This is a genomic window from Fructilactobacillus sanfranciscensis, from assembly GCF_029023685.1.
Taxonomy (GTDB): Bacteria; Bacillota; Bacilli; order Lactobacillales; family Lactobacillaceae; genus Fructilactobacillus; species Fructilactobacillus sanfranciscensis.
Genome location: NZ_CP118925.1, coordinates 944696 through 960618 on the forward strand (window position 1 = coordinate 944696; position 15923 = coordinate 960618).

Annotated in this window: 14 protein-coding genes and 1 other annotated feature; of the genes, 5 read left to right on the forward strand and 9 right to left on the reverse strand. The window is 33.1% G+C overall.

Translation table 11 applies throughout. The annotated features are described in order from the left end of the window. Positions 1–46: 46 nt before the first annotated feature. From PY770_RS04810 to ezrA, 4 genes are all read right to left on the reverse strand, one after another. Positions 47–2713 carry a valine--tRNA ligase gene (locus PY770_RS04810; RefSeq protein ID WP_103423082.1) on the reverse strand — a complete coding sequence of 889 codons (2667 nt, stop codon included), beginning with the start codon at positions 2711–2713 and terminating at the stop codon, positions 47–49. A 44-nt stretch (positions 2714–2757) separates the two neighbouring features. Next, positions 2758–2967, reverse strand: a binding site (T-box leader). Between the two features lie 53 nt (positions 2968–3020). Continuing rightward, positions 3021–4244 (reverse strand): tRNA uracil 4-sulfurtransferase ThiI, encoded by a 1224-nt coding sequence (gene thiI / locus PY770_RS04815; protein ID WP_103423083.1) that lies wholly within the window; start codon positions 4242–4244, stop codon positions 3021–3023. A gap of 33 nt (positions 4245–4277) precedes the next feature. Then, positions 4278–5423: a cysteine desulfurase family protein gene (locus PY770_RS04820; RefSeq protein WP_163600870.1), complete on the reverse strand. Its 1146-nt coding sequence runs from the start codon at positions 5421–5423 to the stop codon at positions 4278–4280. Positions 5424–5481: 58 nt separating this feature from the next. Further along, on the reverse strand, positions 5482–7197 hold the full coding sequence (gene ezrA / locus PY770_RS04825) for a septation ring formation regulator EzrA (RefSeq protein ID WP_103428454.1): 1716 nt from the start codon (positions 7195–7197) through the stop codon (positions 5482–5484). A 309-nt stretch (positions 7198–7506) separates the two neighbouring features. Here ezrA and rpsD point away from each other — a divergent pair, with 309 nt between their 5' ends. From rpsD to PY770_RS04850, 5 genes are all read left to right on the forward strand, one after another. Further along, positions 7507–8112: a 30S ribosomal protein S4 gene (gene rpsD, locus PY770_RS04830; RefSeq protein WP_041817859.1), complete on the forward strand. Its 606-nt coding sequence runs from the start codon at positions 7507–7509 to the stop codon at positions 8110–8112. Between the two features lie 100 nt (positions 8113–8212). Then, complete coding sequence (locus PY770_RS04835; protein ID WP_163600869.1) at positions 8213–8665, forward strand: YueI family protein; 453 nt, start codon at positions 8213–8215, stop codon at positions 8663–8665. An 11-nt stretch (positions 8666–8676) separates the two neighbouring features. Beyond that, the gene (locus PY770_RS04840) at positions 8677–9960 is read left to right on the forward strand and encodes a replication-associated recombination protein A (RefSeq protein ID WP_103450773.1); all 1284 of its coding nucleotides are present in this window, start codon (positions 8677–8679) and stop codon (positions 9958–9960) included. Next, on the forward strand, positions 9950–10234 hold the full coding sequence (locus PY770_RS04845; protein ID WP_014082188.1) for a hypothetical protein: 285 nt from the start codon (positions 9950–9952) through the stop codon (positions 10232–10234). Before PY770_RS04840 ends, PY770_RS04845 begins: the two co-directional genes overlap by 11 nt. 58 nt (positions 10235–10292) lie before the next feature. Continuing rightward, the gene (locus tag PY770_RS04850) at positions 10293–10781 is read left to right on the forward strand and encodes a universal stress protein (RefSeq protein WP_275045827.1); all 489 of its coding nucleotides are present in this window, start codon (positions 10293–10295) and stop codon (positions 10779–10781) included. Here PY770_RS04850 and PY770_RS04855 read toward each other — a convergent pair. From PY770_RS04855 to mreB, 5 genes are all read right to left on the reverse strand, one after another. Then, on the reverse strand, positions 10774–11649 hold the full coding sequence (locus tag PY770_RS04855; RefSeq protein WP_275045828.1) for a helix-turn-helix transcriptional regulator: 876 nt from the start codon (positions 11647–11649) through the stop codon (positions 10774–10776). The genes PY770_RS04850 and PY770_RS04855 overlap by 8 nt on opposite strands. A 268-nt stretch (positions 11650–11917) precedes the next feature. Continuing rightward, complete coding sequence (locus PY770_RS04860) at positions 11918–13060, reverse strand: D-alanine--D-alanine ligase family protein (protein ID WP_103428451.1); 1143 nt, start codon at positions 13058–13060, stop codon at positions 11918–11920. A 92-nt stretch (positions 13061–13152) separates the two neighbouring features. After that, a complete protein-coding gene (locus PY770_RS04865; protein WP_163601145.1) occupies positions 13153–14349 on the reverse strand; it encodes an FtsW/RodA/SpoVE family cell cycle protein in 1197 nt (398 codons plus the stop codon). A gap of 37 nt (positions 14350–14386) precedes the next feature. Then, positions 14387–14872 (reverse strand): membrane protein insertion efficiency factor YidD, encoded by a 486-nt coding sequence (gene yidD / locus PY770_RS04870; RefSeq protein WP_081462414.1) that lies wholly within the window; start codon positions 14870–14872, stop codon positions 14387–14389. Between the two features lie 8 nt (positions 14873–14880). Then, positions 14881–15912 (reverse strand): rod shape-determining protein, encoded by a 1032-nt coding sequence (mreB, locus tag PY770_RS04875; protein ID WP_275045829.1) that lies wholly within the window; start codon positions 15910–15912, stop codon positions 14881–14883. Positions 15913–15923: the final 11 nt, after the last annotated feature.

Consider the following 15923-nt stretch of genomic DNA (forward strand, 5'->3'; position numbering starts at 1 on the left):
ATTAACCTTTCAAAAAAGCCCAGCTACTTAGCTGGACTTTTTATTTTTATTTTTGAATAGCAGTTTTAATTTCAGCTAAACGTTTCTTAGTAGCAGCTAATTTATTTTCGTTGTCGGTCAACTTACCTTTTTCTTCATCAACAACTTTTGCTGGTGCATTATTAACAAATTTTTCGTTTGCCAATTTATTCTTTGCACGAGCAACTTCTGCTTCAAACTTCTTAACTTCTTTTTCAAGACGCGCAGCTTCATCATTTAAATCAATTAATTCTGCAAGTGGAATACTAATTTCTGCATCAGTAATCACAGAAGTCATTGATAAATTAGGAACTTTAACATCCGCACCAATTTCAAGCTTGCTTGGATGACCAAAACGATCAATGTATTCACGGTTAGCTTCAAAAACATCTTTAAGTTCAGGATTATTAGTTTTAACCAAAATATCAACTGGACTACCTAATGGAGCATTAGCTTCAGCCCGAATATTACGAACTGCCTTAATCAATTCAATCAAATGATTCATATCTGATTCAGCTTTGTCATCCACAAAATTTTCGTTTACAACTGGATATTTTGCAGTAACTAATGAATCACCCTTGTGAGGCATTGATAACCAAATTTTTTCGGTAACAAATGGCATTACGGGATGTAAAAGACGCAAGAACTGATCAAGTACGTATGCCAAGACATTTCTCGTTTTGGCTTTAGCTTTTTCATCATCACCAGTAAGAATTTCTTTACTCATTTCGATGTACCAGTCACAAAAATCATTCCAAATAAAATCATATAAGGTCCGGTTAGCTTCACCAAAGTTATATTTATCATAATTTTCAGTGACATTTGCAATTGTTTTATTTAAACGAGAAAGAATCCATTTATCTGATAAATTCAAATCAGCTTCATTAGGAACTTCTGGTGCGTCCATCTCTCCTAAATTCATAATTACATAACGACTGGCGTTCCAAATCTTATTAACAAATTTCCAAGATGCATCAACTTTATCATAACTAAATCGTTCATCTTGACCTGGTGTAGTTCCCGTTGATAATGACCAACGTAAAGCATCGGCACCATATTTAGCAATTACATCCATGGGATCAATACCATTTCCAAGTGATTTACTCATTTTGCGACCTTGTTGATCACGAATAAGTCCATGAAGTAAAACATCTTTGAAAGGACGACGCCCAGTGAAATGCAAACTTTGGAAAATCATTCTAGAAATCCAGAAGAATACCAAATCATCACCCGTAACTAAAGTTGAAGTTGGGAAATAACGTTTAAAATCTTCTGAATTTTTATCAGGCCATCCCATGGTAGTAAATGGCCATAAGCCTGATGAGAACCAGGTATCTAACACGTCAGGATCTTGTTCCCAGTTTTCAGAATCTTTAGGTGCTGACTCTCCAACATACATTTCTCCTGTTTCTTTGTTATACCAAGCAGGAATTTGGTGACCCCACCATAATTGACGCGAAATACACCAATCGTGAACATCTTCCATCCATTGTTTAAATGTATGTTCAAAACGTTTAGGCACAAAGTTAACTGCATCATCAGTATCTTGGTTCTTCATAGCAGCTTTAGCTAGTGGTTTCATTTTAACGAACCATTGAGTAGAAAGTCGTGATTCAACTTGAACTCCAGTTCTTTCCGAGTGACCAACAGCATGCACGATTGGATCAATTCTTAACATGTATCCTTGATCTTCAAGATCTTTAACCATCGCTTTTCGAGCATCAAAACGATCCATACCTTCATACTTACCAGCATTTTCGTTCATCGATGCATCTTCATTCATCGTGTTAATTTCAGCTAAATCATGGCGTTTTCCAACTTTAAAGTCATTAGGATCATGAGCTGGTGTAATTTTAACCATCCCAGTTCCAAATTCAATGTCAACGTAATGATCAGCAATAATCGGAACTTTACGGTTTACTAAGGGAACGATTACTTCTTTACCAACTAATTCTTTATAACGATCATCACTTGGATTTACAGCAATTGCTGTATCACCAAACATCGTTTCTGGACGAGTTGTAGCAATTTCAATGTAGTCTTTACCATTGAAGGTGGTTCCATCAGCAAATTTATATTTAACGTGATAGAATGCCCCCTTATCGTCTTTGTGTTCAACTTCGATATCTGATAAAGCAGTTCTAGCTTGGGGATCCCAATTAATGATGTATTTAGCTCGGTAAATTAAGCCTTGATTATATAGATCAACAAAAACTTTACGAACGGCTTTTGACACATTTTCATCAAGAGTAAAAGTTTCACGACTGTAGTCTAATGAAAGACCCAGTTTAGCCCATTGTTGGTGAATGGTATCGGCAAATTTGTCTTTCCATTCCCAAACTTGATCAATAAACTTTTCTCGACCAAGGTCATAACGGGAAATTCCTTTTTCACGTAACATTGCTTCAACTTTGGCTTGGGTTGCAATTCCAGCATGATCCATTCCGGGAAGCCAGAGTGTATCGTAACCTTCCATCCGTTTTTGTCTGATTAGCATATCTTGTAACGTGGTGTTCCAAGCATGACCTAAATGCAACTTTCCAGTAACATTTGGTGGTGGCAAAACAATGGAATAGGGTTTAGCTTTCTGATCACCGCTAGGTTTAAAAACACCAGCGTTAAGCCATTTTTGGTACATCCCTTTTTCAACTTCTTGGGGATCGAACTTGGTAGACATTTCTACTTCTTTTGACATAACTTCACCTCATTTAATTTAAATAAAAAAGCACTCATCCTATTAAATAGGACGAATGCTCGCGGTACCACCTAAATTGGATTATTTAGTCAATAATCCCAACTCAAAACGAATAACGGTCGGTACCGGACATAGTTATTATTAATTCACTATATCTGCTCACAAGCTACAATTAATGGTTACCTTAAGAATCTCTCACTACTATTCTCTCGCTGAAAGGGATTACCATTAATCCTCTTGCTCAATGCATTTATATTTACAACAATAATACTCAACAAATTAGAATTCGTCAACCATTAAACTATTTTTATAGTAATTCTGCAAAAACGTCTTTTTGGGCGTTTAAGTAGTCATCACCAACATGAATCTTGGTTACTTTAAGATTTTCAAGAGCCATTTTCATTAAGCCTTCAACATCAATATTCTTTTCAAACTTGATTGTTTTATCTAAATCAGGCTTAGTTTTAGGTGATGGTGGCGTAAAAATCGTACAACAATCTTCAAATGGCATGATTGAAAGATCATAAGTATCAATTTTACGGGCAATCTTAATAATTTCGGTTTTATCTAACGAAAGCAATGGACGCAAAACGGGTAATGACGTCACTTCATTAATTACTCGCATACTTTCAATTGTTTGTGATGCAACTTGACCTAATGATTCACCGGTAAAGACTCCATTACAATGACGATCCAAAGTAATTGCTGCAGCAATCCGAAGCATCATCCGTCGTTGAATGGTCATTAAATAACCCTCTGGAACCTTTTCTTTAATATCTTCTTGAATTTTAGTAAAAGGAACTTCAATAAAATCAATGGTCCCACCAAAAGCAGTTAACTTAGCCGTTAAATCCTTTGCTTTCGCTAATGCTTGCTGACTAGTATATGGAGGGCTAAAGAAATGAATCATATCGACTTTGACGCCCCGCTTCATTGCCATATATGCGGCAACTGGGGAATCAATTCCTCCAGATAACATCATCGTTCCTCTTCCACCTGTACCAACTGGTAAACCTAAAGCCCCTTGAATGGTAAGACTAGATAGATAAATTCCAGTTAGCCGAACATCAACTCGCAAGTCGATATCAGGCTGCTTCATTTGGACGTTAATTCCTTCAATGTTATCTAAAACATAGCCACCAACGCCGTTATCAACTCCATAAGTATTGAGGGGATAGTCTTTATTTTGACGCTTAGTGGTAATCTTGAAGGTTTGTCCCTCTTCATATTGTTCGTTAATCATTTCAAGCGCTGTTTTTTGGATATCTTCAAGCGTTGCATCTTTGGACAATCTTACAACTGGGGAGTAGGTCTCAATTCCAAAGACTTTTCCAATCGCATCCATTACTGGAGTAGCATCATTGCCATTTAAAATGACATGGAGTCGATCTCGTTGTGCTAAAACTTCAATTCCTTCAAACTCAGTTAAAACATCACGTACATTTTTACCTAATTGACGAATAAAATCACGCCGATTTTTTCCTTTGGTGGATAACTCACCGTATCGCACCATAATTTCGCTATATTTCAAATCTTCACTTCTTTTCTATAAAATAAACAACAATTAACTTAATTTTTTAAATTGATCATACAGTTTATCAAAAACCTGATTAAATTTATCGGCCTCTGCTAATTGGTTATGATCTCCTAGGGAAATCCGAACTGCACTTTTAGCTTCTGATTGTGGGACGCCCATTGAATTTAGTGTACCAGATGTTACCCCTTTTTTTGAAGAACAAGCACTAGTCGTGGAGATGTAAATTCCTTCTTTTTCAAAAGCATGAACGATTGTTTCTCCCTTCACTCCTAAAATAGCAAAGCAAAGAATATGATGAGCAAAATGATCATTTAATTTAGAAAAAATTCGTACCTTATCAAGTTTAATAATATGATGATAAATTTTTTCCCGAATTGCTTGTTCTGTAACAATGCTTTCATTCTCATGGTCTTTAACAATTCGAACTGCTTTAGCCATTCCAACAATTGCTGGTAGATTTTCGGTCCCACTTCTTTGACCACGTTCTTGACCACCACCATCCATCAATGGATTGATTTTACGTCCATTCTTTCCATAAATAAATCCGATTCCACGAGGTGCATGAAATTTATGTCCAGAAAAGGTAATAAAATCTACCCGATCATTAAAAATCAAGTCATGGATTCCTTTAGCCATTCCTTGAACTGCATCAACATGAAAATGAATCTTGGGATATTTTTTCAAGACTTCTGCAATCTCAGCAAGCGGTTGAATTGAGCCAACTTCATTATTAACTGCCATGATTGATACCAAAATAGTATCTGGACGAATGGCTACTTCTAAATCTTTAGCAGAAACGCGTCCCTCTTCATCAACTGGTAAATATGTTACGTCGAAGCCTAAATCTTCTAGGGCCGCAGCAGAGTTTTTTACAGCCGCATGTTCAATTTGGGTAGTAATGATATGTTTTCCAAATTCACGTTTAGCCATTGCAGTTCCCTTGATGACCCAATTATCACCCTCAGTACCACCACTAGTAAAGTATATTTCAGCTGGAGCAACACCCAAAATATCCGCAATTTGTTTACGTGATTGTTGTAATAAATTAAATGATTTCTCACCGAAATTGTGCAAACTAGATGGATTTCCCCAATAATTTTCACTAACTTTTTGATAAGTATTTAATACATCATTATCAACTTTAGTGGTCGCACTATTATCAAAATAAATCATGATTTCCTCCAATTTTTATAGAAAACGAAACCAGGTCGAGACATCGACCTGGTAATTATTATTTTTTAGTAGATTTTGCTTTGTTATCATAGTACCGATCTTCGATTTTTTGATATGCACCAGGTTCAACTTTATCAACCGCATTTGCAATGGTAGCTAAACTATCGGCATACCGAAATTTGTGATCAAAGAAGTCTTTCGCCTTAGCTAAAGCTACATCAATTTCAGGAGCATTTCCTACATAACGATTAGCATATTGCATCACTTGCTCTGCCAAGATTGATTGATCAATCAAATCATCTGTTTTTTCTTGTAATGTATCTCGATCTGATTTGATTTGTTCGAGTTGTTTTTGAACATCATCCATACTAATTTTAACTTTATTCATAGTTGAACTAAGATGGTTAATTTCATCTGCAACAACACCAAAATAGTCTACATAATCATCAGAAATGCCAGGCAAATTCAAATTTTCTATTTTTCTTTGAATAGCATGTAATTCTGCATTTAAATCATTTAAAATTTGATGAGCTTTTTTCTCTTCAGCACTAAACTCAGAAATCGAATCGTTTAAAGCCATCTGTTTCTTTTCAATTGTAGTTAGTTCAGTTTTGAAAGTCTCAAGATTTTTTGCGATTCTAGTATAGATTGCATTACCATCATTAATTGAATTTAAATCAGTTTCGTGTTGTTTACCAATTGAATTTATTTTACTACCAAGTTGTTGCGTAATCTGAATTTCACCATGCTCTAAAGAATAATTATGACTCAATTGTTCTAATTCATCGCTTAAAGCCTTATTTTGATAGTACGCGTGTTCAATAAACTTACCAATTTGCTTAATTGATTTATCAACTTTCTTACGAGCATTAATTTGCACTTCCATTTTTTCATACAAATCATTAATTCGTTTATTGATTTGTGAATCCTGATCCTTAACAAACTCAATATCTAAATGTTCAATATTAATGATGTTGTCATTTACAGATTGACGTAGTTCTTTCAAAGAAATTTCAAAATCATCATCTTCAAAAGCAAAACCCTCTGATCTCATTTTTTGATATGCTTCTGTAATTTCATTCAGTTGATTATCAAATTTAACATGATTTTCTTGATATAAAGCTGGAATTGTCTTAACCATATCTTCTAAATTAACAGTTGCATGATTTAAATCAACCAAAATTTTTTCAGCGTTAGCATGGTCGCCCTGCTTAGTTAAATTAGAAAAATCATCAAAAGTTTCTTCAATACTAGATAAGCGTTCTTCTAGCGCATCAAGAGCAGGACCAAAATCACCATTTTTTGTTAACAAAATTTTGCGTAAACTCTTATAACGATTTTCTAGATCAGAAACGGCAGCTCGATGCTCTTTTGCTAACTTAAAAGTTTTATTTAAGGTTTCCTCAACATCGTCTAACTCAGTAGCAATTTTTTCTAAAAGATTTTGTGCCTCATCTGATGAATCTCTAGTTTTAAGTATATTAAAACTATTAGAACTATTTTCAACACTCATTAAAATTGAATTTAATTGTGGCAATTCTTCTTTAATAATCTTGTTGAATTTTGTTTCAGCAGCATTAATTTTATCTAAAGAGTCTCCAATTAATCCAATCTGCTTTAGCTGATTAAATTCATCTTCTAGTTTCAAGCTTTCAAAATGTTTTGTTTCAGTTTCCATTTTTTTTGCTAGCTTCAAAAGGTGTTTTTGATAAGCAACAATTGAGATGTAAATAATCACTATAATTACAACGATACCAATAAGTGCATTAAGCATGTTATCCGCCCTTTTTATTTTTTATGTATTTGACTCTTTAATGTAGATTATATCATAAATAATTGATAATAATTGTGATTTTATTCAAACAAGTCGTTGCATTCATTGACTTTTATAAACCACACGCGATATAATATAATTCGTGTAAAATAATGCAGCAGTGCACGGTAAGCTCGTCAACATATTCTTGCTATTTGATAGTCTAATTAGTAACCCACGGCTGCTGAGGTGAACGTTCAGAGGAATATGCACGAATACTAAGTGTACATCATTTATTTTACTCCAAAAAAATTTATTGGAGGATTCATTATGTCAAGATATACAGGTCCAAGTTGGAGAATTTCTCGTCGTCTTGGAATTTCATTATCAGGTACTGGTAAAGAATTACAACGTCGTCCTTACGCTCCTGGTGTTCACGGTCAAGGCCGTCGCCAAAAACTTTCAGAATATGGTGTTCAATTACGTGAAAAGCAAAAAATGCGTTACATGTATGGTTTGACTGAACGTCAATTCTACGCTCTTTTCTTAAAAGCTGGTAAAATTCGTGAAGGTAAGCATGGTGATAACTTCGAAATCAAACTTGAACAACGTTTAGATAACATTGTTTATCGTTTAGGTTTAGCAACTACTCGTCGTCAAGCACGTCAATTAGTTAACCATGGTCACATTACTGTTGATGGTCAACGTGTTGATATTCCATCATACGAAGTAAAACCTGGTCAAGTTATTTCTGTTCGTGAAAAGTCAAAAAACATGGCTATTATTACTGAAGCTGTGAATGATGTTGTTAGCCGTCCTGCTTACGTATCTTTTGATGCTGATAAGCTTGAAGGTTCATTAACTAGACTTCCACAACCAGATGAATTAAATGCAAATATCGATACTTCATTAGTTGTTGAATACTACAACCGTTAAAATAAAGTATCAAAAAAAGCAATCTCATTTGAGATTGCTTTTTTGTATGCTCTTTTTCAATAATGTTACAATTAAAATACCAACATAAAGGAGTTACAAAATGACAGTTGAAAATGAAAATGTGCAAAATCGCTTAGATCAAGCAATGAATGGTGGAGCCCCAAAAATAAATCCCGATGAACAACGACGATATTTAGGAACCTTTAAAGAACGGGTTTCCTTAGCAATTACAGATTCTGAAGTACTTAACCCTGAAGCAATTGCAGAGGTTGAAAATCTAATTAAGAATGATAATAATTTAACCATTAAAATTAATGGAAACATTTCCCCAAATATGCAAAGTCCATACATTAAAATTGCCACTCAAAACAACGCTAAATTCACCTTAAACACAGACAAAATTTACGGAACTAATCCTAATGACTATGCAGTTGTCGTTGCTGCCAAGGATGCAATTAATCAAGGAGATATTGAGTTTCATGAAAAAGCAATTCCTTCAAAACCTAAAGAAGAAACAAAAAAAACATTTTGGCAAAAACTGTTTAACAAATAAAAAGGAGTAATATGCAAAAACCATTAGCATATCGAATGCGGCCAAAAAAGATTGATGAAATAGTTGGTCAACAAGACCTGGTCGGACCCGGAAAAATCATTCAAAGGATGGTACATGCAAAAATATTATCTTCTATGATTTTGTATGGTCCACCAGGCACCGGAAAAACTAGCATTGCTAGTGCCATTGCCGGTTCAACTAAATACGCATTTCGGATTTTAAATGCCGCAACTGATACAAAAAAAGACTTACAAATTGTGGCTGAAGAAGCAAAAATGAGTGGAACAGTAGTCTTACTTCTAGATGAAATTCATCGACTAGATAAAACCAAACAGGACTTTCTCTTGCCATTACTAGAAAGTGGTCAAATTATCTTAATCGGTGCAACTACAGAAAATCCATATATTAATATCAATCCTGCCATTCGTTCTAGAACACAAATCTTTCAAGTTAATCCTTTATCATATACCGATATTCAAAAAGGAATCGAAAGAGCTCTAAGGGACAAAGAAAACGGATTGGGTAATTTAAACGTTAATCTTGAACCAGAAGCAATGAATTTCTTATCAAAAAGTACAAATGGTGACTTAAGAAGTTCTTTAAATGCCCTTGAATTAGCAGTTAAATCAACCGCTCCAATTGATGGTGAAATTAATGTCACACTTGTTGATGTTGAAACCTGTTTACAAAAAAAAGCTTTAACACAAGATAAAGCTGGAGATGCACATTATAATGTGATTTCTGCTTTACAAAAATCAATTCGTGGATCAGACGTGAATGCTGCACTTCACTATGCTGCTCGTTTAATCGAAGCAGGTGATTTAAATTCTTTAACAAGACGTTTAATGGTAATTGCATACGAAGACATTGGTTTAGCCAACCCTGCTGCTTGTGCTAGAACCGTCACTGCAATTCAAGCTGCTGATCGACTTGGTCTTCCAGAAGGTCAAATTCCGTTAGCTGACAGTATCATTGAATTATGCTTGTCACCAAAATCAAATTCTGGTTATGCGGCAATTAATGCTGCAGTAGATGAAGTTAAATCAGGTAACTATGGTGAAATTCCTCTAGCAATTCGTGATGCACATTATAAAGGTGCTGAGAAACTGGGAATAGTTGGTTATAAATATCCTCATGATTATCCTAATGGCTGGGTCGCTCAACAATATTTACCTGATAAAATTAAAGATGCCAAATACTATCAACCCAAAGAAAATAGTAAATTTGAAAATGCACTTTCAAAACAATATAAACGATTAAACGATGCTAATAAAGGAGCTAAAAATGGCAATTAAAGTTTTAATAATCTTATTTTCCGCCCTTTTATTTGGAAATGGAATCTACTTTTTAAAACATATCTCTACACCCTTTTTAATGTTTAAACCACAAAAAAATCCATTATTGAGCAAAATTCTTAAAATCAGTGGAATTTGTTTGATTTTAGTGGCATTACTAGGTTTTATGGCAGCACTAACTAATAGTTTAATTATGATTGTAATTACATTAATTTTAGGCTGTATTTGTTGTGCCATTCCAGAATTATTAATCATGCAATTTATCAACAAATAATTGGATTTTAAATTTATTAAGCTTACAATTAGGTAAACAAACTAATGAGGTGATTGTAATGTTACAAGAATATCGTAATATTTTAGTTCCAGTTGATGGTTCTTATGGGGCTGAATTAGCTTTTAAAAAATCAGTTGCGGTTGCTAAAAGAAATAAAGCACATCTTCATATCGTTCATGTAATTGATACTCGAACATTTCAAGATATTTCTAGTTTCGACACTTCGATTATTAATGAAGTTACAAAAAAAACTAAAGTTAATCTCGAAAAATACGTTGTGGAAGCTAAAAATGAAGGACTAGAGGAAGTCGATTACTCAATCGAATATGGTGCTCCAAAAACAATTATTGCAAAGGACCTTCCCGAACAATTAGGGACTGATTTAATTATGATTGGTGCTACCGGACTAAATGCTGTTGAACGTCTATTAGTAGGTTCAGTTACTGAATATGTTACTAGAAACGCAGCAACAGACGTTCTTGTTGTTAGAACTAACTTAGAAAATCAATTAGTTAGCCCTAAAGACGAAAAAAAACATACTAATTAAAAAACAAACTTAATTTTTCTAAATTGCTGTATGAATATAAACCTTGTAGTTGTTCTGCTTGGTTAAAATATTCAGCAGCTTTTTCTTTTTGATTTATTTTTATTAAACAATCACCAATTATATTGTAAAAATCACGAAGACAGTAGAAAGAATGGCTCTGTTTTAATTTTTTAACTACTAAATTACTTTCAATTAAGCAAATTTCTGGTTCGTCAATGTTATCAATGATTGCAAGTAAAGTAATTGCGAAACGAATTGTTTGACGAAATTCATCTACCTTATGTTTCTTTTGGAAACAAATATGTAATTCTTTAATAGCTAATTTTAAATAGCATTTAGTTTGTTTTCTTAAATTTAAATCATGATATGCTAATGCAATTCCTAAATATGACCAACCAATTACAATTTGATTGTCCCGAGTTTGATGTTTATTAATGGCTAAATTAAAATTGCTAATGGAATCATCTTGATTATGGTTTACAAACAAATCAACAAATCCAGAATTACATTCATACCTGGCTAATAAATTCTTAGTATCTAAATTTTCATATTTAATTTGATTTAATCGTTTTTGAGCTTTTGAAAAATTATGAATTAATAGATTTTTTTCAATTTGCTTTAATTTATGATCACCATACTGGTAATTAAATTTGTTTTCTAAATCATTAATATCTAAATTCAATCTTTCAAAAATTTGTGGTACACTTTCCCATGATTTAAAACATCCCTTGTTCTCAAGAGTACTTATTGTTGCTTGGGTACAGATGCCCTTTGCTAACTCCGTTTGTGACATATGGATATCTTCGCGACGACGCTTCACTATTACACTTAATTTCTGAAGCATTGACTTTGATGGAAAGATAATCATAAATAAAATTCTCCTGTCTGTTTTATAAAATTAAAGTTCAATTTTGAACTATATAAATAAAAAACTCAATTCTTGCTAAATAAATATCAACGATATAACTATAATTACGCAAAAAAGAAATAAAAAATTTTAAATAACCATTTATTATTTACCAAATTAAAACATCTCCGAATTTAATTAATTTCAGTTAAAATTAATTATCGAAGATGCTTTTATTTACCTGTTTAATATTATAGTTTCAGTGTCTAACCTACTTCTTTTTAATTAATTATTTGTTTGCATCATAAACTTTTTTCTGATCACCACTATTTAAAGGGATAAAATCATGGGCAATTTTAGATTGACGTTCAAATTCTTCAAATGCTAATTCAATTAATTTATCAATTAATTCAGTATAACTAATTCCTGAAGCTTCCCATAGTTGAGGATAAAGCGAAATATTCGTAAAACCAGGTAAAGTATTTATTTCACCGAGATATGGGGTGTAATCTTTTGAAACTAAGAAATCAATTCTTGCCATACCTTTTAACTCGAGCGCTTTAAAAGCTTTAATTGCCATATCAGTGATTTCATCTGCAACTCCAGATGGAAGGGCTACGGGAATTGTAAATTCAACTTTACTAGCATCAACGAACTTATTGTCATAAGTATAAAAAGCATCGCTAGCTGGAACCTTAATTGCCCCAACTTTAGAACCCTTAGGATTTTCATTACCTAAAATTGAAATTTCAACTTCTTCAGGACCTTCAATTGCTTCTTCAACTAAGACCTTTGTATCATAACGAAGTGCATCCCTCATTCCTTCAGCATATTCACTTTGGTTTTCAACTTTATGAATTCCAATTGATGACCCTTGTCGTGATGGCTTAATGAACAATATTTTTGAATTTAGTCGTTCACTAATTTTCTCATAATTCCAATCATGATCATTTTCTGGGGTAACAAGAACATAATTAGTATTTCTTACGCCAACAACATCAAGAATTTTTTTTGTAATATCTTTATCATAAGCCATACCAGAAGCTAGACTACCACTACCAACATATGGTTTTTGCAATAGGCGTAATAGACCTTGAATTGTACCATCTTCTCCCAAATTACCATGAATAATCGGGAAAAATACGTCAATATTCTTTTCCTTATTTAAATTGATAATGGGTTCTAAAGGATTACTTAAATCCATTTTGGGTACTACTTCATTAACTACTTCGGTTTCTTCTTCTCCATCAAAAACTCGAAGCGAATCTTCATTACTTAAGATAATTCCATCTCTGGTAATTAAAAATAAACTAACATCATATTTATTTTTATCTACAGCTTCATAAATATTATGTGCTGAACGTTTTGAAACATCATGTTCAGATGAATCTCCTCCAAATAATAATGCTAAATGTAATTTTTTATCTGTCATTCTTCTAACTCCCGTTCATAATTTCTGGAAACCTAAGTATATCATTTTTTGATAATTATTGATAATAAAAAAAGTATGTTAAACATACTTTTTTATGAAAAATTTTTAATTGTGCTAAACATAGAACTCTTATTATGATATTGCATTGACATAATTAATCCGATACCAATCATATTACCAATCAGTGCAGAACCACCTTGACTAATAAATGGTAATGGAATTCCAGTCATTGGAATTAAATCAATACTCATTCCAATATTTTCAACCACATGGAATAAAATCATCATAATTACCCCAGTTGAAATATATGCATAAAAAACATTTTTTGTTTCAAATGTAACTTTAATCATATTGTAAATTAATAAAAAGTACAACAAAATTAACATTGTTCCACCAATGAAGCCAAAATTTTCTCCCATTACGGAAAAAACCATATCTGATTCTCGTACTGGTACATATACATGAGAAACGTTAAAACCTGATCCAGTTAATCCACCAGATCCGATTGCTTGCATACTTCTCCATAGTTGGAAAGCTGTGTTGCCAGAATCAGAAGAAGGATGTAACCAACTATCTATTCTAGCAAATTGATAGGCTTGGAAACCAAGTGAACTTAAAATCGAACGTCCACCGGATGTGACCACCATAGCAATTGCAGCACCACTTATTCCAAAAAACACTAATAAACCAGGTCCTAAAATTCCCCAAGAAATTCCAGAGACAATTAATAAACCACCAAGAATTGCAATGAAAACAATTGTAGTTCCAAAATCATTTTGTAGTTTTAATAATACAATTACTGGAAGTGTCCAAAGAAACATTTTTCCAATTAGATTCCAATCATTGCGTAACGTATGATGTGGATACTCTGCATTATGTTGTGCAATAATCCGGGCTTCCATCAATATATAGGCTGGTTTCATAACTTCAGAAGGCTGAAAAGTAAATGGTCCCAGTGCAAACCAACTTTTAGCCCCCGTTTGAATAAAGTACGCTCTACTGTATAGAAACAAAACAACAAACAAGAGAAATAAACCAAAACCATATATATATGGTGCAATTTTCCAAAGTTGTTCTGAATCAAACTGCATAACAATTACAATTGTAATCGCACCAATTACATACCAAATAATTTGTGAAATAACAGCTTTTAAGACAGAAACTGTTCCAGTATCATGATATGCAGCAACATAAATTGATCCAATCCCAATTAAAGCTAACAATAGAACACAAAAAATTATTCTCCAATCAATTCTGTTATCGTTTTTTACTTGTAGTCTTTGAAACAAGATAAACTCCCCTCAGTATCAGTAATTCAAAAAATGACTATCTTTGATGCAAATTAAATTCTCTAATTACTTGATGAAGAGCTTCTTCTTCATTTTTTTCATGAAAGGTATTTTCTCCGACTATCACATCAAACTTACCGTCATTTTCAGAAATAGTTCCAACAGTTTGATTATTTATTTGTACAAGACGAACATTTTCATCGCCTGAATCATTAATAACCTTAATCTCGATTTCTTTTTGCTTACGTGACATATTTTTCTCCTTTAGAAATAAATTATTAACTATTTGGTTGTTTCTACGAACACTAAAATAAGTTGGAACTGGATCATATCCGCCTTTTACAAATGGATTACATCTAATTATTCTAGAAAGACCCATTAAAATTCCAAGAAAAAAACCAAATTGTTCAATTGCTATTTGCATGTAATTTGAACAAGTTGGTTGATATCTACAACTAGCTGGTGTATAGGCAGAAACATATTTTTGATAAAGATGAATTATGAAAACTGATAATCTTTTCAACACTTATCCTAGTTATTATTTCCAAAGAAACTAAAACGTTTTTTATTTGCTTTTGGTGCTTCTTTATCCATATGATCTAAAAGAGCACCAGCACCTTTAGCAACATTTTCAAGTGGATCGTCTGAAATAATTACAGGAACAGTTAATGCACTAGAAATTACAGTATCAATATCAGTAAGCATTGAACCTCCACCAGTTAGCATTACACCACGATCAATAATATCAGCTGCTAATTCTGGGGGAATTGTTTCAAGTACACTTTTGGCACCATTGATAATAGTTGAAATGGTACCATGGAGTGCTTCTGCAATTTCTTTATTATTAATTGTAATTGAGCTTGGCATTCCAGTGACTGAATCACGCCCACGGACTTTCATTTCTTTGATTTCAGAAACATCTAAGTCAGCAGTTCCAATTTCTTTTTTGATATTTTCAGCGGTATGTTCCCCAATCACAATGTTGCGATTACGTTTTAGGTACTCCACAATATCGCGATTCATAACATCACCAGCAACTTTAAGTGATTCACTAGCTACAATGTCACCAAGTGAAACAACTGCAATATCAGAAGTACCACCACCAATATCAATTACCATGCTACCAGTTGGTTCAAAAATATTCATTCCCGCACCAATAGCAGCAACTTTAGGTTCTTCTTCGATAAAGACTTCTCCACCAACTGCTTTTTGAGCGGCTTCAATAATCGCTTTTCTTTCAATATTAGTAATATTAGTTGGGGCACAAATCATTACTTTAGGTTTTGAAACAACCTTTTTAACATTTAATTTGTTGATAAAATATGTCAACATTGATTCAGTAACATCAAAATCAGAAATAACTCCATCCTTTAAAGGACGAATTGCTTTAATATTTCCAGGTGTTCTTCCAACCATTTCGTATGCTTCTTTACCCACAGCTAAAACTTTGTTAGTTTTAGTGTCAACAGCAACGACAGAAGGTTCATTAAGCACGACGCCTTTGCCAGTAACAGAAACAAGAACATTGGCAGTTCCTAAATCAATACCAATATCTTCAGCCATAATTTTTCTTC

Bases quoted from the DNA above. Each gene is read 5' to 3' on its own strand.
- PY770_RS04810 (WP_103423082.1), bottom strand. From the start codon at position 2,713: ATGTCAAAAGAAGTAGAAATGTCTACCAAGTTCGATCCCCAAGAAGTT.
- PY770_RS04820 (WP_163600870.1), bottom strand. From the start codon at position 5,423: ATGATTTATTTTGATAATAGTGCGACCACTAAAGTTGATAATGATGTA.
- ezrA (WP_103428454.1), bottom strand. From the start codon at position 7,197: ATGCTTAATGCACTTATTGGTATCGTTGTAATTATAGTGATTATTTAC.
- rpsD (WP_041817859.1), top strand. From the start codon at position 7,507: ATGTCAAGATATACAGGTCCAAGTTGGAGAATTTCTCGTCGTCTTGGA.
- PY770_RS04835 (WP_163600869.1), top strand. From the start codon at position 8,213: ATGACAGTTGAAAATGAAAATGTGCAAAATCGCTTAGATCAAGCAATG.
- PY770_RS04840 (WP_103450773.1), top strand. From the start codon at position 8,677: ATGCAAAAACCATTAGCATATCGAATGCGGCCAAAAAAGATTGATGAA.
- PY770_RS04845 (WP_014082188.1), top strand. From the start codon at position 9,950: ATGGCAATTAAAGTTTTAATAATCTTATTTTCCGCCCTTTTATTTGGA.
- PY770_RS04850 (WP_275045827.1), top strand. From the start codon at position 10,293: ATGTTACAAGAATATCGTAATATTTTAGTTCCAGTTGATGGTTCTTAT.
- PY770_RS04855 (WP_275045828.1), bottom strand. From the start codon at position 11,649: ATGATTATCTTTCCATCAAAGTCAATGCTTCAGAAATTAAGTGTAATA.
- PY770_RS04860 (WP_103428451.1), bottom strand. From the start codon at position 13,060: ATGACAGATAAAAAATTACATTTAGCATTATTATTTGGAGGAGATTCA.
- mreB (WP_275045829.1), bottom strand. From the start codon at position 15,912: ATGGCTGAAGATATTGGTATTGATTTAGGAACTGCCAATGTTCTTGTT.